The following is a 22514-nucleotide window of genomic DNA, read 5'->3' on the forward strand; positions in this document are numbered from 1 at the left end:
CGTTCAGCTCGTCCCCTCTTGACTCGTCCGCGCCGAGGCGGACCCGTTCAGCTCGCGTTCGGCCTCCTCGTCGGTCATCCGCTCCAGCTGCGCCAGCAGCTCCGCCACGCCGTCGTCGCGGGCGGCCCCGGCCAGCAGGGCGGACTCCACCGCCTCCGCCATCCCGGCGAGGGTGGCGGCGGTGAACAGGTCCCGTACGGGGACCTCGACACCGAGGACGGTCCGGATCCGTGCCACCACCTGCATCAGGTTCAGGGAGGTGGCGCCGAGGTCGAAGAAGTTCGCGTCGACGCTGACCCGCCGCCGGCCCAGCACGTCGAGCCAGATGTCGTGCAGCGCCTCCTCGACCGGCGTACGCGGCGGCACGAGGTCGCCGCCGGGTTCCGGCACCTCGAACCGGTGCAGCCGGGCGCGGTCCACCTTGCCGCTGGTGGTGAGCGGCAGCGCGGGCACCGGTACGACGGCCGCCGGCACCAGGTAGCCGGGGAGGCGGGCGCGGAGGAAGTCGACGATCCCGGCCGGGTCGGCGCCGGGGTGCGGCTCGACGAAGGCGACCAGGGTGTGCCCGCCCGGGGCGGTGCGCCGGGCGATGACGGCGCCGGCCCGTACCGCCGGGTGGGCGTGCAGCGCGCTCTCGGCCTCGGCCGGCTCCACCCGTACGCCGTCGATCTTCACCTGGTGGTCGGTGCGGCCGACGTACTCCAGCTGGCCGTCGACCCGCCAGCGGGCCAGGTCGCCGGTGCGGTACAGCCGGGCGCCGGGCGGGCCGAACGGGTCCGGGACGAAGCGTTCGGCGGTCCGGTCCGGGGCGTTCAGGTAGCCACGGGCCAGCCCGTCGCCCCCGACGTACAGCTCGCCCACCACCCCGACCGGGACCCGCTGCCCGGCCCGGTCCAGCACCTGCACCCGGGTGTTGGCCAGCGGGCGGCCGATCGGCACCGGCCCGGTCTCGACGCCGGTCTGGTAGCCGGTGGCGTCCCCCATCACCTCGGTCGTCCCGTAGAGGTTGAGCAGCGTCGCGTCCGGCAGCAGCCGCCGGAAGTGGGCCACCAGGTCGGCGGTGAGCGTCTCGCCGCTGACGGTCCAGCGCCGCAGCGCCGGCAGCCGCTCACCGGTCGCCTCCAGGATGTGCAGCACGACCCGGAGCAGGGACGGCACCAGGACGATCCGGCTGACCCGGTGCGCGGCGAGCGCCCTTACCAGCCGGGCTGGGTCGCCGGTGACCTCCGCCGGCAGTACCACCAGGGGCACCCCGCCGAGCAGCGGCCCGAACAGCTCCGCCACCGAGTCCACGAAGGTCATGGCGGTCTTCTGGCAGCACACCTCGCCCGGCTCGTACGGCTGGGTGTGCCAGGACCAGTGCAGCCGGTTGACCACCGCGCGGTGGGTGCCCAGCACCCCCTTGGGGCGGCCGGTGGAGCCGGAGGTGTAGATGACGAACGCGGCGTCCTCCGGGCCGACCGGGCTGCCGGCCGCCTCGGCCGGGTCCCGGTCGGTCTCGGCCTCCGTCTCGGACTCGTTCCCGGACTCCGTCTCGGACCCGGACTCGGTCTCGGAGTCGGCCGTCGAGACGTCCAGCACCGGGACCGGCAGGTCCGGTGGGGCCGACGCCGGGTGGGTGACGACCAGCCGGCTGCCGCTGTCGGCGAGCACCGCGCCGAGCCGCTCCGGGCCCTGCGCCGGATCGAGCGGCAGGTAGGCCGCGCCGGCCCGGAGGGTGGCCAGGACCGCGACGACCGCGTCCACGCCGCGCGGCAGGCAGACGCCGACCACCTGACCGGTCCGCACGCCGCGCCGGACCAGATGTGCGGCCAGCGCCGAGGTCCGGCGGTCGAGTTCCCGGTACGTCAGCACGCGCTCGCCGTCGACGAGACAGACCGCCTCGGGGGTCCGGGCCACCTGGGCGGCGAAGAGTTCGGGCAGGGTGCGGTCGCGCGGGTACGGCGTGTCGGTGGCGTTCCACCGGGCCAGCGTCCGGGCCCACTCCGTCCCGGACTCCAGCGGCAGCCGGCCCACCGGCGTCCCCGGGTCCTCGGCCACCGCCCGCAGCAGCGTCACCAGGTGGCCGGCCCATCTCGCCACGGTCGCCTCGTCGAGCACGTCGGTGCTGTAGTCGAAGTCCAGGCGCCAGCCGTCGCCGGACTCCACCCCGTTCACCCCGAGGTCGAACTGGGCGTGCGCGACCGGCAGCTCCACCTCCTCGACCCGCAGGCCGGCGAGGTCCGGTGGGCGTACCGTCCGGTCGAGGTTGAAGACCGTGCGGAACAGTGGCGTACGGGCCGGGTCGACCCGCACACCCAGCCGCTCGGCGAGCAGCCCGGAGGGGTGGTCCTGACGCTCGTACGCGTCGAGCAGGTGGTCGCTGACCTGGCGCAGCAGCGCCGTGAACGGCTGGTCGGCGTCGACCGTGGCCCGGATCGGCAGTACGTCCACGCAGTGCCCGACGGTCGTCTCCGCGCCCGCCGCACCGCGCCCGTTGACCGGTACCCCGACCACCACGTCGGGCTGGCCGGTCAGCCGGTGCAGCAGCACCTGGTACGCGCTGAGCAGCACCATGAGCAGCGTCGACCCGCCCGGCGCCCCGACCGCGCGCAACCGGTTGACCAGGCCGGTGTCCAGGGTGGTGGTGTACCGGGCACCGCGCATCGTCCGAGCTGCCGGGCGGGGCCGGTCGGTCGGCAGGTCCAGCTCCGGCGGCGGGCCGGCCATCCGGTCCAGCCAGTACCGCTCGGTCGCGGCGGCGTCCGGCCCGGTCAGGCGCTCGGCCAGTTCGGTCACGTACGCCCGGAACGGCCGTGCCGGCGGCGGCTGCCACGCCTGACCGCGCCGCCGCGCCGTGTAGGCGGCACCGATCTCCTGGAGCAGCAGGCCGACCGACCAGCCGTCGGCGACGATGTGGTGCACGGTCAGCGCGAGCAGGTGCTCGTCCGGCCCGGAGGGTGCGACGGCGAACCGGATCAGCGGCCCGGCGGCCAGGTCGAAGGGGCGGCGCTCCCGCTCGGCCAGCCAGGCGGGCACGTCCGCACCGCGCTCGGCCGGCACCGGCACCAGCGGCACGTCCACCTCGACCGCCGGCAGCACCCGCTGCCAGCGGGCCTGGTCGTCGTCGAAGACGGTACGCAGCGCCTCGTGCCGGGCCACCACCGCCCGGACCGCGCCGCGCAGCGCGTCGAGGTCCAGGTCGCCGTGGAGTCGCAGGACGCTGGTCTGGTGGTACGCCACCGAGGCCTGCGGATCGAACTGCGCGACCGTCCACAGTTGACGCTGCGCGGCGGTCAGCGGACAGGTCGGATCGTCCGCGCGCATGCCGCCCGGCGGGTGCGAGCGCTCGTCCGCGCCGACGGCGGCCGGGGCGGATACCCGGTCCTCCCTGGCCGGTCTCCCGGACGGTGCCGCCGGGGTGTGCAGCACCGGCCCCTCCCCGGCGGGCAGCAGCCCGGCCGCGCGCATCGCGGTGACGCCCTCGCGGACCGCGTGCACGATCCGGTCGACGTCCTCGTCGGTGTGCACGGCGGAGAGGAAGGCGTTGTGCCCCTCCCGGGCGTGCACACCGCGCAGGACCAGGTGGTAGTAGAGCAGGTGGATGTCCTGTGTGGAAAAGAATCGGAAGAGCGATCCGAAGTGCGCCACCCGGATCGGCACCGCCTCCTCGGCGAAGAAGTCGTTGAGCCGTTCGACCATCTCGGCGGTGCGCCGGTTGAGCGCGTCGTGCAGCTCCGGCCCCCGCCGGGTCAGCTCGGCGAGCACGGCGGAGGCGGCGGCCATCGCGAGCGGGTGCTTGCAGAAGGTGCCGGCGAAGAACGTCGTCTCGGCCGACGGGAAGGAGTCGTCGCCGTACGACCAGGTGCCGCCGTCGACCGCGTCGAGGAACCGCGCGTCACCCGCGACGGCGCCGATCGGCAGGCCGCCGCCGAGCACCTTGCCGTAGGTGGCGAGGTCGGCGCGTACCCCGAACCACTCCTGCGCGCCGCCCGGGCGGGTCCGCAGCCCGGTGACGATCTCGTCGAAGACCAGCGCCGCTCCCGATCCGGTGGTCAGTTCCCGCAGTTCCCGCAGGAACCATCCCGGTTGGATGTCCGGCCGGCGGCTCTGCACCGGCTCCACGAGTACGGCGGCGAGGTCGTCACCCTGGGCACGTAGCGTCCGCAAGGCCGCCTCGTCGGCGTACGGCAGGATGATCAGGTCGTCGACCATGCGTTGCGGGATGCCGGGGGCGACCGGCGCGGGCGGCAGGTCGGGCCGCAGCCGCCGCATGCTGCCCAGTGTGCCGTCGTAGATCCCGTGGTAGGAGCCGGCGAACATCGCCACCCTGGTCCGGCCGGTCGCGGCGCGGGCCAGCCGCAGCGCCATCATCACGGCCTCGCTGCCGGAGTTGCAGAACGCCACCCGGGCCGCCCCGGTCAGCCCGGCCAGCAGCCTGGCGACCTCGCCGGCCCGATCGGACTGCACCCCGATGTGCACACCGCGATCGAGCTGCTCGCGGATCGCCTCGGTGACGAACGGCGGCGAGTGGCCGAACAGGTTCGAGCCGTACCCCATCATCACGTCGACGTACTCGTTGCCGTCGACGTCCCAGAGCCGGGTGCCGGCGGACCGTTCCGCCGCGATGGGATAGACCATCTCCTTGATCGCCATGCGGAAGTCCGACATGACCCGGTTGTCGTTGTCGGCCAGCACCGGGCGGTGGGTCGCGGCGAGCCGTCGCGAGCCGGCGGTCCGCCGGGTGTATTCGGTGATCAGGTTGGCGAGGGCGCGCGGGCTGCCGGAGGTCGCGCCGGTCCGCCGCACGACGATGGGCCGGAACGGTACGAAGGGCTCGGCGCCCGGCACCGCCTCCGGTTCCGCCTCCCCCGCCCCGGCGGTCGCCGCTGGCGTCGCCCCCGCCGCCCGCGCCGGAGCCGCCTCGGATGCCGGCGGCGGTGCGTGCCGGGCCGGGTCGTACTCCGCCGCGACATGCCCGGCGACCGCCTCCAGCGTGGTCAGCTCGGAGAGCAACTGGCGGACGGTGAGCCGTACCCCGAAGGTCGACTCGATCACCTGGGCCGCCTCGATCAGGACCAGCGAGTCGAGTCCGATCTCCAGCAGCGACGCGCCCGGGTCGACCCGCTCGGGACTCACCCGCAGCAGCCGCGCCGTCAGGTCCCGCAACCGGGCCAGTACGTCGTGCGCTGCGACGCCTTCCGGCACGGCGGCCGGTACCGGATCCGGCACGGCCGGTACCGCCGCCGACTCCGGCTCTCGGGCGGTCGGCGCCAACTCCGGCGCGGTCGACTCCGGCCCTCGCGCGGTCGAGTCCGGCTCTCGGGTGCCGGGTACGGCCGGCGGGGCGGTCGGCGGGGCGGTCGGCCGGGCGGCCTCCGGTTCGGGCAGCCAGTACCGCTTCGGCGCGAACGGGTATTTCGGCACCGTCACCCGGCGGGGCTGCCGGTGGCCGTCGAACGCCCGCCAGTCGACCGGCACCCCGGCGACGTAGGCGCCGCCGAGCGCCGCGAGCATGGTCTGCGTCGGGTCGCGCTCGGCGTCCAGCGACGACAGCCAGGTCAACCCGGGATCGGGCGCGATCCGCCGGCCCAGCGGGGCGAGGGTGGGATGGGGGCCGATCTCCAGGAAGACCTCGACACCGTGCTCGACCAGCGCGCCGACCCCGGCGGCGAAGAGCACCGGCTGCCGGGCCTGCGCAGCCCAGTACCCGGGCTCCAGCTCGTCGGCGCCGCCGACGAACCGTCCGGTGCGGCCGGAGACCATCGGGATGCGCGGTTCGGTGAACCGGGCGGTCGCGGCGCTTTCCCGCAGGGCGGGGAGGATCGGGTCCATCAGCGGCGAGTGGAACGGCACCGCGCCGGGCAGCGGCCGGACCGGCAGGCCGGCGGCGGCGCAGCGTTCGGCGAACTCCTCGACCGCGACGCGGTCGCCGGAGACGACGGTGTGCCGTGGACCGTTGACCGCCGCCACCGCTATGCCGCCGGCACCGGGGCCGAGCAGCGGGGTGACGTCGCGCTCCTCGGCGAGGACCGCCACCATCAGCCCGCCCGTCACGGCCTCGGCGGTGAGCCGTCCGCGTTCGGCCACCAGCCGCGCAGCGTCGGGCAGGCTCACGGCGCCGGCAACGCAGGCGGCGGCGTACTCGCCGAGGCTGTGCCCGAGCACCGCCTCCGGGCGCAGCCCCCAGCGCAGCCAGGTGCGGGCCAGCGCGTATTCCAGCGCGAAGAGGATCGGCTGGGCGATCCGGGTGTCGGCGAGCTGGGCCGAGGCGGGGTGCGCCGGGTCGAGATACCGGTGCGCCGGCTCGTCGAGATGCGGGCGGAGCGCCTCGTCCACCTCGTCGAAGGCGGCCCGGAAGGCCGGTTCGGTGTCGCGCAGGCCGGCACCGGCACCGGGGTGCAGCCGCCCCTGCCCGGTGAAGAGGAAGGCGGTCGCCGGACGACGCGGGGCGTGTCCGACCGCGACGCCGGGCCGGCGTCCGGTGCCGCCGAGATGGCGGGTGAGCGCCCCGGCGAGCGCGCCGGCCGAGTCCCCGACGACGGCCAGCCGGTGTGGAAGGGCGGCACGCCCGTCGTTCGCGGTGTAGCAGTAGTCCGCGACGGGCAGGTCCGGGTGCGCGGCGAGGTGGGCCCGGTGCCGGTCGGCGAGGGTACGCAGCGCCTCGGCGCTCTTCGCCGACAGCGTCAGCAGGTGCGCCGGACGCGGGGGCGTTCCGGGGACCGGTGCGGGCGCGGCGACCGGCGCCTCCTCCAGCACCACGTGTGCGTTGGTGCCGCCGATGCCGAGCGAGCTGACGCCGGCCCGGCGGGGGAACTCCCGGGCCGGCCACTCCCGCAGTTCGGTGTTGACGTAGAACGGGCTGCCGGCGAAGTCGATGCGCGGGTTGGGCGTGCTGAAGTTCAGGCTGGGCGGGATCTCCCGGTGCCAGAGCGCCAGGGCCGTCTTGATGAGCCCGGCCACCCCGGCGGCCGCGTCCAGGTGACCGATGTTCGTCTTCACCGAGCCGAGCGCGCAGAAGCCGCGCTGGTCGGTGGTACGCCGGAACGCCTGGGTGAGCGCGGCCACCTCGATCGGGTCGCCGAGTTCGGTGCCGGTACCGTGCGCCTCGACGTACCCGACCGTGTCGGCGGGGACGTCGGCGAAGGCCAGCGCGCCGGCCACCACGGCGGCCTGGGCGTCGACGCTCGGCGCCGTGTAGCTGACCTTCGTGGCGGCGTCGTTGTTCACCGAGGTGCCCTTGATGACCGCGTACACCCGGTCGCCGTCGCGGATCGCGTCCGGCAGCGGCCGCAGGACGACAGCACCGAGCCCGTTGCCGAAGACGGTGCCGTGGGCGTCCCGGTCGAACGTCCGGGTGTGCCCGTCCGGCGAGAAGATCGCGTTCGGGTTGAAGACGTACCCGGTCCGCTGCCGGGTCTGCACGGCGACACCGCCCGCGATGGCCACCTCGGACTGCCCGCTCAGGATGCTCTGGCAGGCCAGGTGCACCGCGACCAGCGAGGTGGAGCAGGCGGTCTGCACCGCGACGCTCTCACCGGTCAGGTTGAGCTTGTAGGAGACCCGGGTGGGCAGGTAGTCCTTGTCGGTGCCGATCACCCCCTGGTAGGCGCGCACCGCCGAGGTGGCGCCGCGCAGCACCGAGAGGCCGTACGTGCTGGCGGTGGAGCCGGCGTACAGGGCCACCGTCAGGTCGCCCCGGGTCAGGTCGTGGCCGGTGTCCTCCATCGCCTCCCAGACGCACTGGAGGAAGAGCCGGTGCTGCGGGTCCATGAGTTCGGCCTCGGACGCCGAGACGCCGAAGAACTCCGCGTCGAAGAGGTCGGCGCCGTCGAGGACACCGGCGGCCGGTACGAACCCTTCGGCGCTCTGGTCCACCGGCAAGTACGACGGCGGCTCCAGCTCCTCCGCGCCGAAGAAGCTCACCGACTCGACCCCGGCGCGGAGGTTGGACCAGAACTGGTCGAGATCCGCCGCCCCGGGGCAGCGGATGGCCATGCCGACGATGGCGATGTCGGTGTCGTTCACGAGACCCCCTGCGGTCGGCTCACTGCGGTTCGGTTCCGGCGGCGCGGGCGGTGCGGGCGCGGCCCCCGGCCAGGGCCCGACGGCGCCGCGCCGCGTCCTCGGCGCCACGGCGCAGCCGGTCGGCTCCCTCGGCCGCCCCGCCGTCCAGGTGGGCGACGAGGGCCTGGATCGTCGGGTTCTGGAAGAGCCGGACCACCGGCATGTCGACGTCGAACGCCGCGACGATCCGTTCGTGCACCTCGACCAGGGTCAGCGAGGTGCCGCCGAGGTCGAAGAAGTTGTCCTGCACGCCGACCCGGTCCACGCCGAGCACCTCCGCCCAGATCTCGCTGAGCCGGCGCTCGACCACGGAGCGCGGGGCGACGAAGGCGCCGTCGAGGTGCGGCCGCTCGCCGGTGGGCGGCGGGAGCGCGGGCCGGTCGACCTTGCCGCTGGCGTTGCGGGGCAGCTCGGCGAGGTGCACGAAGGTGGACGGCACGAACGCGTCGGGCAGCCGTTCGTGCAGGTACGCCCGCAGCGCGGTGACGGTCGGCCGGCGCTCCCCCGCCGGCACCACGTACGCCACCAGCCGGTCCCGCCCGGCCGCGTCGGGATGGCTGACCACCACGCTGGTCCGTACCTCGGGATGGCGTTCGAGGGCCGCCTCCACCTCGGCCGGCTCCACCCGCACACCACGAACCTTCACCTGATGATCCACCCGGCCCAGGAACTGCACCTGCCCATCCGGCAACACACACGCCAAATCCCCGGTCCGATACATCCGCCCACCCACCACCCCGAACGGATCCGGCCGAAAACGCTCCGCCGTCAACCCCGGCTCACCCAGATAACCCCGCGACACCGCCGCACCGCCCACCCACAACTCTCCCGGCACACCGACCGGCACCAACTCCCCCACCCCATCCAGCACATACACCCGCACACCCCGAATCGGCCGACCGATCGGCACCGACGCCGCCACCGGTGCGGATCCGGGCTCGGTGCAGCAGGCGGTGTCCCATGCCTCGGAGGAGCCGTAGAGGTTGACCAGCCGGGCGTGCGGCATCGCGGTCTGGAAGCGGTGCCACAACGACCACGGCAACGCCTCACCACTGCTCACCCACATCCGCAGCTCCGGCAACCGGGCACCCAGGTCCGGCACCGCGTCCAGGATGGAGCGCAGCAGCGACGGCACCAGCAGCAGCCGGGTCACCCGCTCGCGGGCGAGCACCTCGACGAGTCGTACCGGGTCCCGGGAGACCTCGTCCGAGACCACCACCGACCGCACCCCCGCCAACAACCCACCCACCAACTCCCACACCGAATCCACAAAACCCACACTCGTCTTCTGACACACCACCTCCCCCACCCCAAAACCAAACCCCTCCCACATCCACACCAACCGATTCCACAACTGCCCGTGCTCCACCACCACACCCTTCGGCCGCCCCGTCGACCCCGACGTGAACACCACAAACGCCCCCTGCCCCACCACCGGACCCACCGGCGCCACCACCCCGTCACCCACAACCCCAGCCACACCCCCGGACACATCCACCACCCGACCCGTAAAGTCCGGCACCGCACCGTCCACACCGGACACCAGCACCGAAACACCCGCCGCACCCGCCATCTCCGCCAACCGCCCAGCCGGTAACGACGGATCCAACGGCACGTACACCCCACCCGCCCACCACACCGCGAGCACCACCACCGGCAGATCCACCCCACGCGGCACACACACCCCGACGGGCGACTCCCGCACCACCCCCGCCGAACGCAACACCCCCGCCAACCGACCCGCCAACTCCGCCACCTCGGCGAACGTCACCGACACACCGGAGTCGTCCGACAACGCCACCGCGTCCCCGCTCGAACCCGCCACCCGCACCAACCGCTCAAGCACGGATCCACCGGCATCAGCACCGGCAGCCCGGTCACCGGTCAGCACCGACAGGAGCCACTCCCGCGACGCCGCCGACATCAGCGGTGCCCGCGAGACGGGCTGGTCCGGGTCGGCGACGACGGCGGCGAGCAGGGCGCCGTACCCCTCGGCGAACCGTTCGACGGTGTCGGCGTCGTACCGGTCGGTGTCGTAGGTCCAGGAGGCGACCGCCCCGGTCGGGGTCTCGGCGACGGTCAGCGTCAGTTCGAACGGGGTGGCCACCCGGGGCAGCGGCACCGCGTCGACCTCGAGCGGGCCGAGCCGGCCGTGCTGGCCGGGGATGCCGAGGACGAGGCCGGCCAGCGCGGCATCGCCACCGGGGTGGGCGGCGGCGACGGCGAACATGGTCTGGAACACCGGCGCGTGGCTCAGGTCGTGGGTGCCGCCGAGCGCGTCGGCGACGAACGCGAACGGGTACTCCTGACGCTCCAGGGCGGCCAGCAGCTCTCGACGGACCTGGCCGAGCAGGGTACGGAACGACGGTTCGCCGGAGACGGTGCTGCGCAGCGGCAGCAGATTCGACACGTAGCCCACCACGTCGGCGTCGCCGGGCCGGACCCGGGCACCGGCCGGGGTGCCGACGACCAGGTCAGACGCGCCGCTGTAACGGTGGATCAGGGCCGTGTAGGCGGCCAGCAGCAGGGTGAAGAGCGTCGTCCCCTCGGCCGCCGCGAGGGCGCGTAGCCCGTCGACCAGATCGCCGGGGAGGTCGCTGTGCCGGGTCGCTCCCCGGAACCGCCGGACCGGCGGACGGATGCCGGGGGCGGGCAGCACGGTACGCGGCGGTGCGCCGGCCAGCCGCCGGGTCCAGTACGACCGCGCCGGCTCGGCCCCCGGCCCGGTGACCGCGCGGAGGTGCCGGGCGGCGTACCCGGCGTACGGCGGTGCGGGCGGCCGGTCCGTCGCGCCCTGTCCACCGAGAGCGGCACGGTACCGCTCGCCGAGTTCGGTCAGGAGCAGTTCGGCCGACCACAGGTCCAGGCAGATGTGGTGTGCGGCCAGCAGCAGCAGCGGGTCGCCGGCCCCGGTGTAGAGCCGTACCCGCAGCAGCGGCCCGCGCGCCAGGTCGAAGGGCCGGTCGGCCTCGTCGGCGCACCGCTGGAGCAGCGCGGCGCTGCTCAGACCGGTGACGTCGACGTGTCCGAACCAGCCGTCGACCGCCTCGTGCACCACCGCGACCGGCACGCCGCTCCGGGACGGATAGCTGGTGCGCAGGGCGTCGTGCCGCTCGACGAGGTCCCGCAGTGCACGGTGCAGGGCTGAGACGTCCAAGGTGCCGGTGACCCGTACCGCGCAGCCGAGGTTGTTCGCGGTCGAGTCGGGCAGGATCCGCTGCAACGTCCACAGTGCCCGCTGGTTGGGCGTGGGCTCGCCGTCCGGGCCGCCGCCGGTGCCTGGTTCGGCGGCGGGTCGGGCCGCGGCGGCGAGCCCGGTGAGGACCTCGTCGACGAGGTCGTCGGCGCTGCCGCCGCCGAGCAGGGTGCCGACGGCGACCGGTACCCCGGTGGCCGTCTCGATCCGGTGCTGGAGCCCGACCGCGCTCACCGAGTCGATGCCGTACGAGACGAGTGGCCGGGCGGTGTCGAACCCCTCCGCCGGCTGCCGGGCCACCCGGGCGGCGCCGAGCCGGACCAGCTCGGTGACGATCCGCCGTCGGGTGTGCGGGTCGGCGGCGGCGAGGTCGGCCGGTGTCACCGTGGCGGGTTCGTCGACCTCCCCGTCCGGGGCGGGTTCCAGGACGTCGTGGGCGAGCCCGACGAGTTCCCCGGCCAGGTAGAGCTCGCGGCAGCGCTCCCGCCGTACCTTGCCGCTCGTGGTACGCGGGATGGTGGCCGGCCGGGTCAGCAGCACCGCGTACGGCACGACGTCGTGCTCGGCCGCGACCCGGGTGCGGATGGCGGCCGTGACGGCGGCGTGGTCGACGGTCTGGCCGCGTTCCACCTCCTGGACGACGACCAGCCGCTCCTCGCCGTCGACCGGCACCCCGAACGCGGCGCCGCAGTCGGGGCGGAGCACCGGGTCGGCCCGCTGGGCGGTCGCCTCGATGTCCTGCGGGTAGTGGTTGCGGCCGCGCAGGATGACGAGGTCCTTGAGCCGGCCGGTGACGAAGAGTTCGCCGTCGCGCAGGAAACCCAGGTCGCCGGTGCGCAGCCAGGAGCGTTCGTCCGGGTCGCCGGCCAGCCGGGCGGCGAACGTCCGCGCGGTCTCCGCCGGCCGGTCCCAGTACCCCTGTGCCACGCTCGGCCCACTGACCCAGATCTCGCCGACCCGCCCGTCCGGCACGGCCTCGGCGGTCTGCGGATCCACCACCCGGACCGACTGGCCGGGCATGGACCGTCCACACCCGACGATTTCGGTGCCGGCGGTGGAGGCTACGGCCCTGCCCTCGGCGAGGGCGTCCCGGTCGAACCGGGCGCTGACCGGCGGCCGGCCCGCCGGGGCACCGGTGACGAGCAGGGTCGCCTCGGCGAGCCCGTAGCAGGGGTAGAAGGCGTCCTCGCGGAACCCGCACGGGGCGAAGTATTCGGCGAACCGGCGCAGGGTGTCGGCCCGCACCGGCTCGGCGCCGCTGAACGCGACCCGCCAGGCGCTCAGGTCCAGCTCGGCGAGCTGCTCCGGGCGGACCCGGCGCAGCGCCATCTCGTACCCGAAATTGGGGCCGCCGCTGCAGTCGGCGCGGGTGTCGCTGATGGCGCGTAGCCAGCGCAGCGGCTGGCGCAGGAAGGCGGTCGGTGCCATCAGGGTGGCCGGGAAGCCGGCCCAGACCGGCTGGAGGAGCCCGCCGATCAGCCCCATGTCGTGGTACGGCGGCAGCCACACCACGGCGTGGCTCTCCGGTCCGCTGGCGAAGGAGCGCTGGATGTGCGTGGAGTTGGCGGTGAGGTTGTCGTGGCTGAGCAGGACGCCCTTGGGCGCGGCCGTGGAGCCGGAGGTGTACTGCAACAGCGCGGCCGTCGATCCGTCGGCCGGGCCGGATTCGGGCTCGCCGGCCGGTTCGGTCAGCGTGTCGGTGGCGATCGTCGCGCCGCTCCAGTTGGTCGAGACGGCGTCGCCGAGCGCGGCGGTGGTCAGCGCCACGGCCGGTCGGGCGTCGTCGGCGATCGCGACCAGTCGTTCGGTGCGGGTGCCGGCCCGTGGCGGGTAGGCCGGAACGGCGACGATGCCGGCGTACCAGCAGCCGAAGAGGGCCGCGACGTATTCCGGGCCGGGCGGGTGCAGCAGCAGCGCCCGGTCGCCGGGGACGCACCGGTCGCGCAGGGCGGCGGCGACGGCACGGGCCCGCGAGTCGAGTGTCCGGTAGTCCCAGCGCACCTCGGCGTCCGGCTCGTCGCCGAGGAACGCGAAGGCGAGGCGCTCCGGCTGCTCCTCCGAGCGCCAGCGCAACACATCGGCAAGCGTCGATCGATGCTGGGCTGGTACGTCCGTCACGTTGCCTTCCTCCCGGTCGTCCGGCCCGGCTACGGCCGCAGGGTCAGGGTGTCCTCGGCCGCCGCCTCGATGTCGGCGCGCAGCCAGTACCACCGCAGCATCCGGCCGGTACGCCAGACGTCGAGCTGGTCGGTGTGGTGGGGGTGGTAGGCGTGCCCCGAATTGCCGGTGACCTGCACCCAGCGGGCGGCGTTCAGGTCGGCCAGGTCCACCGCCATCCGCATCGACGGCAGCTCGGTCACCTCGTAGCCGTCCGCCGCGTTCCAGGCGGTGGCGTTCACCGCGTCGGTACCGCCGGAGACCGGCACCGGGTCGTGGTTGAAGAGCCACTCGACCGCACCCACACCGGAGACGCCGAAACTCTGGTCCCGGGGGGTGAGGGTGTGTGCCCTGCCCCACCGCCACCCGTCCGGCTCGTCGCCCTGCGCGGCGGTCAGCTCCTCGTGCGCCGCCCGCATCGCGGCGGCGAGCATGTCGTCGCGCCGCTCGACCTGGCCGGTCTCCTGCCGGTCCCACCACGAGGCGTCCGGCTGGTCGAGCAGCCTCGCCACGACCACGAACCACCGGTCGTCGCCGAGCGGCGGCTCGTGCTCGGGCAGTTCGTCGAAGACTCCGGCCAGCAGGTGCCGCCAGGTCGCGTTGAAGAACGCGGCCGCGGCCGAGGAGCGGCAACCGGCACCGCCGTCGGCGCAGTCGGCCGGCTGCCGGAAGTCCCAGTCCCGCAACAGGTCCCGCCCGGCGGACGGTCCACCGCCGAGCCGCTCCGCCGGCACGGCCAGCAGCGCCGGGACCAGCTCCGGGGCCAGTCCGTTGCGGTCGTCGGTCAGCATCCGCTCCATGTCGGCCAGGTCGAGCCGCCGGCCCGCCGATTCGGCCAGCAGGTCGCCGATCCGGTCGCTGCGGTACCCGTACGACCAGTCCGCGGTGAGCCACCGGCGGGAGTCCGGCGCGGTCACCGCCTGGTTCGCGGTGACGATCACGCCGCCCTCGGGGTTGAACAGGTGCGGCAGCTCGGCGAAGGGCAGCCGGCCGGTCCAGTCGTAGGCGGGATCCCAGCCCGGCGACATCCAACGCCCGTCGCCGGCCCCGCGCACCGGCACCGAACCCGCCGCCTGGTAACCGATGTTGCCGTCCACGTCGGCGTAGACGAAGTTCTGTGCCGGGCTGTCGAAGAGGGCGGTGGCGGCGCGGAAGTCGGCCCAGTTCCTGGCCTGGTTGACCGCGAAGAGCGCCTCGACGCTGCGCCCGGGCTCGAGCGCGGTCCAGGCCAGCGCGACCGCGTAGCCGCCACCGGGCGCCGGCTGGGCGGTCTCGGCCGGGGCACCGTCCGGACCGAGCGGCGGCTTCGCGCCGATGTCGCGCAACTGCCCGAAGGCGTCCGAGAGCAGCGGCCCGTGCCGGGTGTGCCGGATCCGGACGGTACGCGCCGACTCGCCCGCGACGCTGATCCGTTCCTCCCGGACCGCCAGCGGACGCCACTGGTCGCCGACCGCGTAGCGGTCACCGTCGAGCCGCTCCAGATACAGGTCGGTCACGTCGGTGGGCAGGTTCGTCAGCCCCCAGGCGATCCGCTCGTTGTGCCCGATCACCACACCTGGCATCCCCGCGAAGCTGAAGCCGGCGACCCGGTATCCGCAGTCGCAGTGCAGCCCGAGCTGGTACCAGACGCCGGGCAGGGACGGTGCCAGATGCGGGTCGTTGACCAGGATGGGTGCGCCGGAGGCGGTCCGCGCACCGGCGACCACCCACGAGTTGGATCCCGTACCCGGACCACCCGGACGGACCGGCTCCGGAAGGCTCGCCGCCGCCCGCCGTACCGTCTCCAGGCCGTCCCGGGCCTGCTCCAGGTCGTCCGGGGAGAGGCCGCCGACGGGCGTGCTACGCCGGGGTTCGGCCTCCGGGCCGGCTGCCGGCTCCATCGGGACGATCGGCTGGTGCGCCTCGCTCGGGTACGCCGGATACAGCTCCTCGGCCTGGGTTCGGCTGCGACCCTCCAGCACCACGGCGGCACGGTTGATCTCCTGCCACAGGTTGCCGACGAGGTCCCAGGCCATCGCCTTGAGCCACGCGACACTGTCGACCGGGTCCCAGGGCTCCACCCGGTAGCCGGGACTCAGTACGGCCAGCACGGAATACTGCAACGCCTTGCCCCGGTGGGCGTCCCGGCCGCCGTTCGCCTCGATCCAGGCGTTGACCCCGGCCGCGTAGCTGAGCAGCCGCCGCCGCGCGTCCGGCGACAGCCGGTCCCACTCGGCGCGTGCGGCCTCGCGCCAGCCGAGGGTACGCACGAACACGTCGGTCTCCACCTGGTCCGGCCCGAACATCTCGGCGAGCCGGCCGGCGGTGATGTGCCGGCGCAGGTCCATCTCCCAGAAGCGGTCCTGGGCGTGCACGTACCCCTGGGCGCGGAACAGGTCGTCCTCGTTCTCGGCGTAGATCTGCGGGATCCCGTTGCCGTCCCGCAGCACCGTGACCGGAGCGGTCAGCACGGCCAGCCGCAGCTCGCCGTCGGTGGTCGGGAAGGGGTGCCGGACGCTCCACAGCGCGAACCCGCTCGCGGCCATCGCGACCACCACCGCCACGACGGCCGACCACAGGCCGACCCGACGGATGCGCCGGAGCGCGGTGGCCGAGATCCTCATGCCCGGGGAGGTTACGACGCCCCGAGCGATCGAGACAGGTCTAACCGCTCGCACACGGTGGACCGGCGCCACCCGTGCCCGGCACCGCCGCCGTCCGTGCCGTGAGCGGGCACCTAACCGTGCCGGAGGACGGCCACGTACTCGTCATGCTCGCGCAGCAGGGCGGTCGATCCCGGCCGGGGCACCACCGGCGTCTCCTCCTCGCCGACCACCAGCCGATCCAGGCGCAGGCCGGTGCCCTCCAGCAGCAGCATCAGGTCTGCCGGCGTGTAGCAGCGCAGGTACTGGCTGATCCGCTGGTCGGGACTGCCACTCTCCCACCAGGTGTCGACCGCCACGCAGGTGACCGGGTCGAAGACCGTGCGGTTCGACACCGCGTACGGATAGCCGTCGTCGGGTCGCGCCGGCTTCTCCTCCTCGTCACCGTCCCAACGCGCCCAGACGAACGGGTTCATCACGTCGACGAGGGCGGTGCCGCCGGGGGCGAGCCACTCGGTGGCGACGCGTCGCAGCAGCCGGCGCTGGTCGGCGTCGGAACCGACACCGAAGCCGTTCCAGTAGCACACCGCCGGGAAGCGTCCCGAGAGTCGTACCCGGTAGAAGTCGTCCTTGACCACGGTCAGGGTGCCAGGTCCGGCAGCTTCCGGCAGCCCGGCGGCCCGGTCGGCCCGGTCGCTGATCTCCACGGCCGTGACGTCGTGTCCGGCCCGCGCGGCGGCGAGTGCCGTGGTCCCGTACCCGGCGCCGAGTTCCAGCACCCGCGTCGGTGCTTCGCCGACGTACCGGTGCAGCAGGGCGATCCGGCGGTGGTCCCGCTCCCCGACCTGCCCCTCCGCGTCCCCCCACCACCGACCGGTCCGTGTGTAGAAGTCCCGTACCCAGTCCACCGGACCAGATTCTCACCGAGCCGCCGCTAGGCGTCGGAGGCGACCGCCAGACACTCCGCCAGTTCGTCGAGGTCGCCGTCGACGACCGGCGCGTCCGGACCGGCCGCCGCCGGGCCGGCCCGCAACTCCCGACCGGTGACCAGCACGGCGACGCTCTCGGAGCGGTCGAGCAGCTCCTGCTCCAGCGCCGCGACCAGGCCGGCGAGAGCGGCCGCACCGGCGGGTTCGCTGCCGACGCCGGCAGCCTGGGCGAGCAGCCGCACCGCGTCGAGCAACGCGGCGTCGGAGACGGCCACCATCGCGCCGCCGCTTCGACGTACCGCGTCGAGGGCCAGATCACCGGCGACCGGACGGTCCACGGCGATGCCGTCCGCCACCGTACCGGCGGGGTCCGTGGTCCGCGCCGACGGTGCCGTACCCGCCCAGCGGTGCACCAGCGGCTGGCAGGCCTCGGCCTGCACCCCGACCAGCCGGGGCAGCCGGCGCACCGCCCCGCAGAGCACCAGTTCGTCGAAGCCCTTGGCGAGCGCGGCGAGCGTCGGCCCGTCGCCGACCGGCGCGACCACCACGTCGGGGCACCGGCGGCCGAGCTGCTCCCAGATCTCCCAGGCCACGGTCTTCTTCGCCTCGGTGGTGAGCGGGTTCGCCCCGGTGTTGCGGTCGAGCCAGCCGAAGGTCGCGGCGGCCTTCCGCGACAGGTCGAACGCGGCGTCGTAGCCCCGGGCCACCCGGACCACCAGCGCACCGGCGGAGCGCATCAGGGACACCTTCTCCGGGTCGCAGTCCACCGGCACCAGGATCACGGCGCGCAGGCCGGCCGCGGCGGCGCCCAGCGCGGTCGCCACCGCCGCGTTCCCGGTCGACGCCGTGGTGACGGTGGAGATCCCGCGCCGCAGTCCGTCCTCGATGACCAGGGCGGTGGCCCGGTCCTTGTTGGACGCGCTGGGGCCCCGGGTCTCGTCCTTGAGCCAGAGTTCCGGCACGCCGAGCCGGGCGCGCAGCCGGGGCGGCGCCACCAGGGGCGTACCGCCGACCGGGAGTGGGTACCGGACCGGGCCGTCGTCGACCGGCAGCAGCGAGCGGTACCGCCACATCGAGGTGACCGGCCCGGCCGGCGGCACCAGGTCGGGCCCGTACCGGTACTCCAGCAGCTCGCACCCGTGCACCCGGCGGGTCCCGGTCACCTCGCCCACGTCGTCTCCTCCGCGCCCGCCACCGTGTCGCCGGCCGGCGTCCCGGCGGGGGGCACCGGGCCGACGGGTGTGCCTGCACGCCGTCTCACCAGGGAGAACCTCCGTTCAAGAGTCCATCTTGATCAGTCGAACAGGGTGGAGTCAGTCCGCGCCGCCGAGGACGTCCTGGGAGAACTCGACGAGCGAACCCGTCACCACGCCGACGCGGTCGGAGAGCAGCAGCGCCACCATCTCGGCGACCTCGGCCGGTTTGACCAGGCGACCCATCGGCGTCGCCGCCTCCGCCTCCGCGAGCCAGCCCGGCGCCCGGCCGTGGAACGACCGCTGCACCCGGTCCTCGTGCGGGGTGTCGGTCCAGCCCAGGCAGAGCCCGTTGACCCGGATCCGGTCCCGGCGGTGGGCGTGCGCGACGTTGCGGGTGAGGGTCGCCAGCGCGCCCTTCGAGGTGGAGTACGCGCAGAGGTGTGGCTGCCCGCCGTGCGCGCTCGTCGAGAGGATGTTGACGATCGCACCCGGGGCCCGGCGGCGGCGCATGTCCCGGATCGCCTCCTGCATCGTCAGCATCGGCGCGCGCACGTTGACCGCCATCATCCGGTCGAAGAAGGCGGGCGTGGTCTCGTCCAGGGTGGACCGTGCCGTGTCCGCCGCGCTGTTGACGAGAGCGTCGACCCGGCCGAACCGTTCGACGGCCCGCCGGACCACCGCCCGGCAGTCGTCCGGGTCCTCCAGGTGTGCCGGGACGAACTCGGCGGAGCAGTTCGGGCCGGCCAGTGCGGCGGCCACCGCGGCGCCACGCTCGCGGTCCCGGCCGGCGACTACGATCCCGACCGCGCCCTCGCGGGCGACTGTCCGGGCGATCGCCTCGCCGACTCCCGACGTGCCGCCGGTGACCACGACGACCCCGTCCTGACACAGTCTCAGCACCGCACGCTCCCGGCCCGGACGTCGCAGGCGGGTACCGGGTACCCGCCTGCGACCGTCGAACGCGACATCGGACCCGGCCGTACCGGCACGGCGTACCGCCGGGTCACGGCCCTACCGCTGCACCCAGACGCTGTCCGGGGTGAACGTGCCCAGGTTGGAGATGCTGGAGTTGCCCGAGACCTGGTACGGGTCGCCGAGGCAGTCGTCGTTCATGAACATGGCCGAGCTGCGGCTGTGCGTGTTCCGCACGGAGTGGGCCCGGTCGTCCCAACCAGCGTCCACCAGGCTCACACAGGTGCCGCTGGGGTTGAGGGAGGTCACGGCGAACATCTCACCGGTGAATCCGACTCCGTCGTACAGGCAGAGAGCATTCGACGGACAGGTTGCGGCGTCGCTTGTGGACACCTGGGCCGCCGAGGCGGCACCGGACGTACCCAACAGAGCCACCACCGACAGACCTGCTACGAGCAGAGAGGAACGCAGACGCCCTACCAACACATCGACCTCCGTGAGTTGGATTGTTGGTTCGGACTATATCGACGTGTCGTCCGGCGCGGCAGCGGACAAAGATCGGCCCTTGACAGCAACTCCCGCCCGGTGACAGCGGACTCGATCTCCTCGAAATCCGGCCCGTCGCGCACCGACCGCCGCCCCGCGTGCAACGGGGGACAACGGGTACCCCGCTACGGCCCACCAGCCAGGGGGCCGCCGGGTCGGCGACGTGGCCGGGCCCGGCCCTTCCCGTGCGACGGAGGAACCGAGATGAGCATCGCCGGGCGGACGCGACTCCCACCGGGTGCCTCGCTGTTGCTGCTCGCGTCGATCCTGGTGTCGTTCCTGGCCGCGTCGGCAGCCCCGACCCCGCTCTACGGGATCTACCAGGAGCGCTGGCACTTCTCGCCGATCACCACCACGGTGGTGTTCGCCGTCTACGCCGTCGCGGTGCTGGCGTCGCTGCTCACCTTCGGCAGGCTCTCCGACCATGTCGGCCGGCGTCCGGTCCTGGCCGTGGCGATCGCGGTGCAGATGGCCTCGCTGGTGATCTTCGTCTTCGCCGACGGCGTACCCGCGCTGCTGGCCGCCCGCCTCGTGCAGGGGCTCGCGGCCGGCGCCGCCACCGGTGCCGTCGGCGCCGCCATGCTCGACATCGGCCGGGCCCGGGGCACGCTCGCGAACGCGATCGCCCCGGGCATCGGAACCGGCAGCGGTGCCCTGCTTTCGGCGCTGTTCATCCGCTTCCTGCCCGCCCCGACCCGACTGGTGTACGTCGTCCTCTTCGGCGTCCTGCTGATCCAGGCCGTGGCGCTCGCGCTGATGCCGGAGACGGTCACCCCGACGGCGGGGGCGCGCCGGAGCCTCCGGCCGGAGATCCGGCTGCCCCGTGCCGTGCGCGGCCCGGTACTGGTCGTCGCGCCGGTGCTCTTCGCGGTCTGGGCACTGGCCGGCTTCTTCGGCGCGCTGGGTCCGGCGCTGGTACGCGCCCTGATGAACACCTCGATCGTGACCGCCGGTCTGGTGCTCTTCGTCTTCGCTCTCTTCGGTTCGGTCGCCGTACTGCTGATGCGGGACACCGCCGCGAGGACCGTGATCCTCGTCGGGATCACCGCACTCATCCTGGGCATGATCGTCACGCTGGTGTCGGTCATGGCCAGCTCCGTCCCCGGTTTCTTCGTCGGCCTCGCGCTCGGGGGCATCGGCTTCGGTGGCGGTTTTCAGGGTAGCCTCAAGACCGTCATGCCGCTCGTCGAGGCGCACGAACGTGCCGGCGTGCTCTCCCTGCTGTACGTCATCTGCTACGTCGGCTTCGGCCTGCCGACCGTCATCGCCGGCTTCCTGGTGGTCTACGCCGGTGGCCTGCCCCGGACCGCCGACGAATACTCCGTCGCGGTCATCCTGCTCGCCCTGGTCGCCCTCTTCGGGGTACGCCGGGCCACGAGTCCGCGCTAGCACACCGGAACCGGGCGACGGCCGGGCTCAGCGCGCCCGACCGGGTCGGGCCGGCCGACCGGTGCGCTCCGGCCCGGCGGGGAGAGCCCTCGCCGGGAAGGTGACCCGGACGGTGGTGCCCCGCCCGGGTACCGAGGTGACCCCGGCCGTGCCGCCGTGCGCGGCCACGATCGCCTCGACGATGGCCAGACCCAGGCCGGACGAGCCGGCGCCGTCGCGGCTGCGACTGGGGTCGGCGCGGTAGAAGCGCTCGAAGACGTACGGCAAATGCTCCGGCGCGATCCCGTCGCCCTCGTCGCGTACCGTGACCACCACCTCCGCACCCTGATCGCTGACCGTCACCGTGACCGGCGCGCCGGGCCGGGTGTGCTGCACCGCGTTGCCGACGAGGTTGCGCAGCACCTGCCGGATGCGCGGGCCGTCCCCGTCGACGACCGCCGCCGGCACGCCGTCCAGGGTGATGGTTCGGTCGGCGCCGACCACCCGGGCGTCGTCCACCACCTCGCCGGCCACCGCCACCACGTCCACCGGTCCGAGGTCCAGCGGCCGCGCCCCGTCGAGCTGGGCCAGCAGCGCCAGCTCGTCGACGAGCAGCCGCATCCGGCCCACCTCGGCCTGCATCCGTTCCATCGCGCGGTCGAGCTGCTCGGGGTCGCGCAGTCCACCCTGGACGTAGAGGTCGATCCAGCCGTGCATGGTCGCCAGCGGCGTACGCAGCTCGTGGCTGGCGTCGGCGACGAAGCTGCGCAGCCGCTCCTCGGCCCGCCGCTGGGCGTCGAAGGCCCGCTGCACCTTGGCGGTGATCGCGGCGGCCTCCGGGCCGGCGACGAGCGCGACGAGGGCCAGTCGCCATTTCGCGGAGCGGTTCACTGCGGCACCGGCCGCAGGCTGTATCCGAATCCCCGCACGGTGTGGATCAGCGACGGCCCGCCGAAGTCGATCTTTCGTCGCAGGTTGGAGACGAACCGCTCGACCACGGCCGCGTCGCCACCGAAGTCGTACTGCCAGACGTGGTCCAGGATCTGCGCCTTGGAGACCACCCGCCCGCTGTTGGCCAGCAGGTAGCGCAGCAGTCGGAACTCGGTCGGGGAAAGCTCGATCGGGCGCCCTCCCCTGGTCACCGTGTGCCGGGCCTCGTCCATCTCCAGGTCGCCGCAGCGCAGCACCCCCTCCGGCACCGTCGGCGGCAGGTGCCGGGAGCGTCGCAGCAGCGCCTCCAGCCGCGCGGCGACCTCGACCACGTTGAACGGCTTGCTGAGGTAGTCGTCGCCGCCCAGACGCAGGCCGCGTACCCGGTCGTCCACCTCGTCGCGGGCGGTCAGGAACATCACCGGCACCTGGACGCCCCGCGAGCGCAGCAGGTGCAGCAGGTCGAAGCCGTCCGTACCGGGCAGCATCACGTCCAGCACGATCGCGTCGGGCGTACCCGCCCCGATCGCGGCGAGGGCGGCCGGGACGTCGCCGACGGCCTCGACCTCGAACCCCGCGAACCGCAGCGCGGAGACCAGCAGCTCCCGCAGGCCCGGATCGTCGTCCACCACCAGAATGCTGTCCACCTCCC

At 74.0% G+C, this 22514-nt stretch carries 10 protein-coding genes; 1 reads left to right on the forward strand and 9 read right to left on the reverse strand.

Features of this window, described 5'->3' with window-relative positions; translation table 11 throughout:
* Positions 1-3 precede the first annotated feature (3 nt).
* From C6361_RS04290 to C6361_RS04320, 7 genes are all read right to left on the reverse strand, one after another.
* Positions 4-8007 carry a non-ribosomal peptide synthetase/type I polyketide synthase gene (locus C6361_RS04290; RefSeq protein ID WP_159079167.1) on the reverse strand — a complete coding sequence of 2668 codons (8004 nt, stop codon included), beginning with the start codon at positions 8005-8007 and terminating at the stop codon, positions 4-6.
* 19 nt (positions 8008-8026) lie between these two features.
* A complete protein-coding gene (locus C6361_RS04295) occupies positions 8027-13360 on the reverse strand; it encodes a non-ribosomal peptide synthetase (RefSeq protein WP_159079168.1) in 5334 nt (1777 codons plus the stop codon).
* Between the two features lie 29 nt (positions 13361-13389).
* Positions 13390-16002, reverse strand: coding sequence for a penicillin acylase family protein (locus tag C6361_RS04300; protein WP_107266832.1), 2613 nt, complete (start codon positions 16000-16002; stop codon positions 13390-13392).
* Positions 16003-16115: 113 nt separating this feature from the next.
* A complete protein-coding gene (locus tag C6361_RS04305; protein ID WP_107266833.1) occupies positions 16116-16889 on the reverse strand; it encodes a bifunctional 2-polyprenyl-6-hydroxyphenol methylase/3-demethylubiquinol 3-O-methyltransferase UbiG in 774 nt (257 codons plus the stop codon).
* A 26-nt stretch (positions 16890-16915) separates the two neighbouring features.
* Positions 16916-18082, reverse strand: coding sequence for a pyridoxal-phosphate dependent enzyme (locus C6361_RS04310; protein WP_199853235.1), 1167 nt, complete (start codon positions 18080-18082; stop codon positions 16916-16918).
* 141 nt (positions 18083-18223) lie between these two features.
* Positions 18224-19006 carry an SDR family oxidoreductase gene (locus C6361_RS04315; protein WP_199853236.1) on the reverse strand — a complete coding sequence of 261 codons (783 nt, stop codon included), beginning with the start codon at positions 19004-19006 and terminating at the stop codon, positions 18224-18226.
* Between the two features lie 111 nt (positions 19007-19117).
* Complete coding sequence (locus tag C6361_RS04320; RefSeq protein ID WP_369931275.1) at positions 19118-19504, reverse strand: peptidase inhibitor family I36 protein; 387 nt, start codon at positions 19502-19504, stop codon at positions 19118-19120.
* 264 nt (positions 19505-19768) lie between these two features.
* Here C6361_RS04320 and C6361_RS04325 point away from each other — a divergent pair, with 264 nt between their 5' ends.
* Positions 19769-20953 (forward strand): MFS transporter, encoded by a 1185-nt coding sequence (locus tag C6361_RS04325; RefSeq protein WP_199853237.1) that lies wholly within the window; start codon positions 19769-19771, stop codon positions 20951-20953.
* A gap of 27 nt (positions 20954-20980) precedes the next feature.
* Here the strand turns inward: C6361_RS04325 and C6361_RS04330 are convergent, their stop codons facing one another.
* Positions 20981-21823, reverse strand: a complete 843-nt coding sequence (locus tag C6361_RS04330) for a cell wall metabolism sensor histidine kinase WalK (RefSeq protein WP_107266834.1) — start codon at positions 21821-21823, stop codon at positions 20981-20983.
* Complete coding sequence (locus C6361_RS04335; protein ID WP_199853238.1) at positions 21820-22509, reverse strand: response regulator transcription factor; 690 nt, start codon at positions 22507-22509, stop codon at positions 21820-21822. The genes C6361_RS04330 and C6361_RS04335 overlap by 4 nt, the downstream gene beginning before the upstream one ends.
* Positions 22510-22514 lie beyond the last annotated feature (5 nt).

Source organism: Plantactinospora sp. BC1 (genome assembly GCF_003030345.1).
Lineage (GTDB): Bacteria > Actinomycetota > Actinomycetes > Mycobacteriales > Micromonosporaceae > Plantactinospora.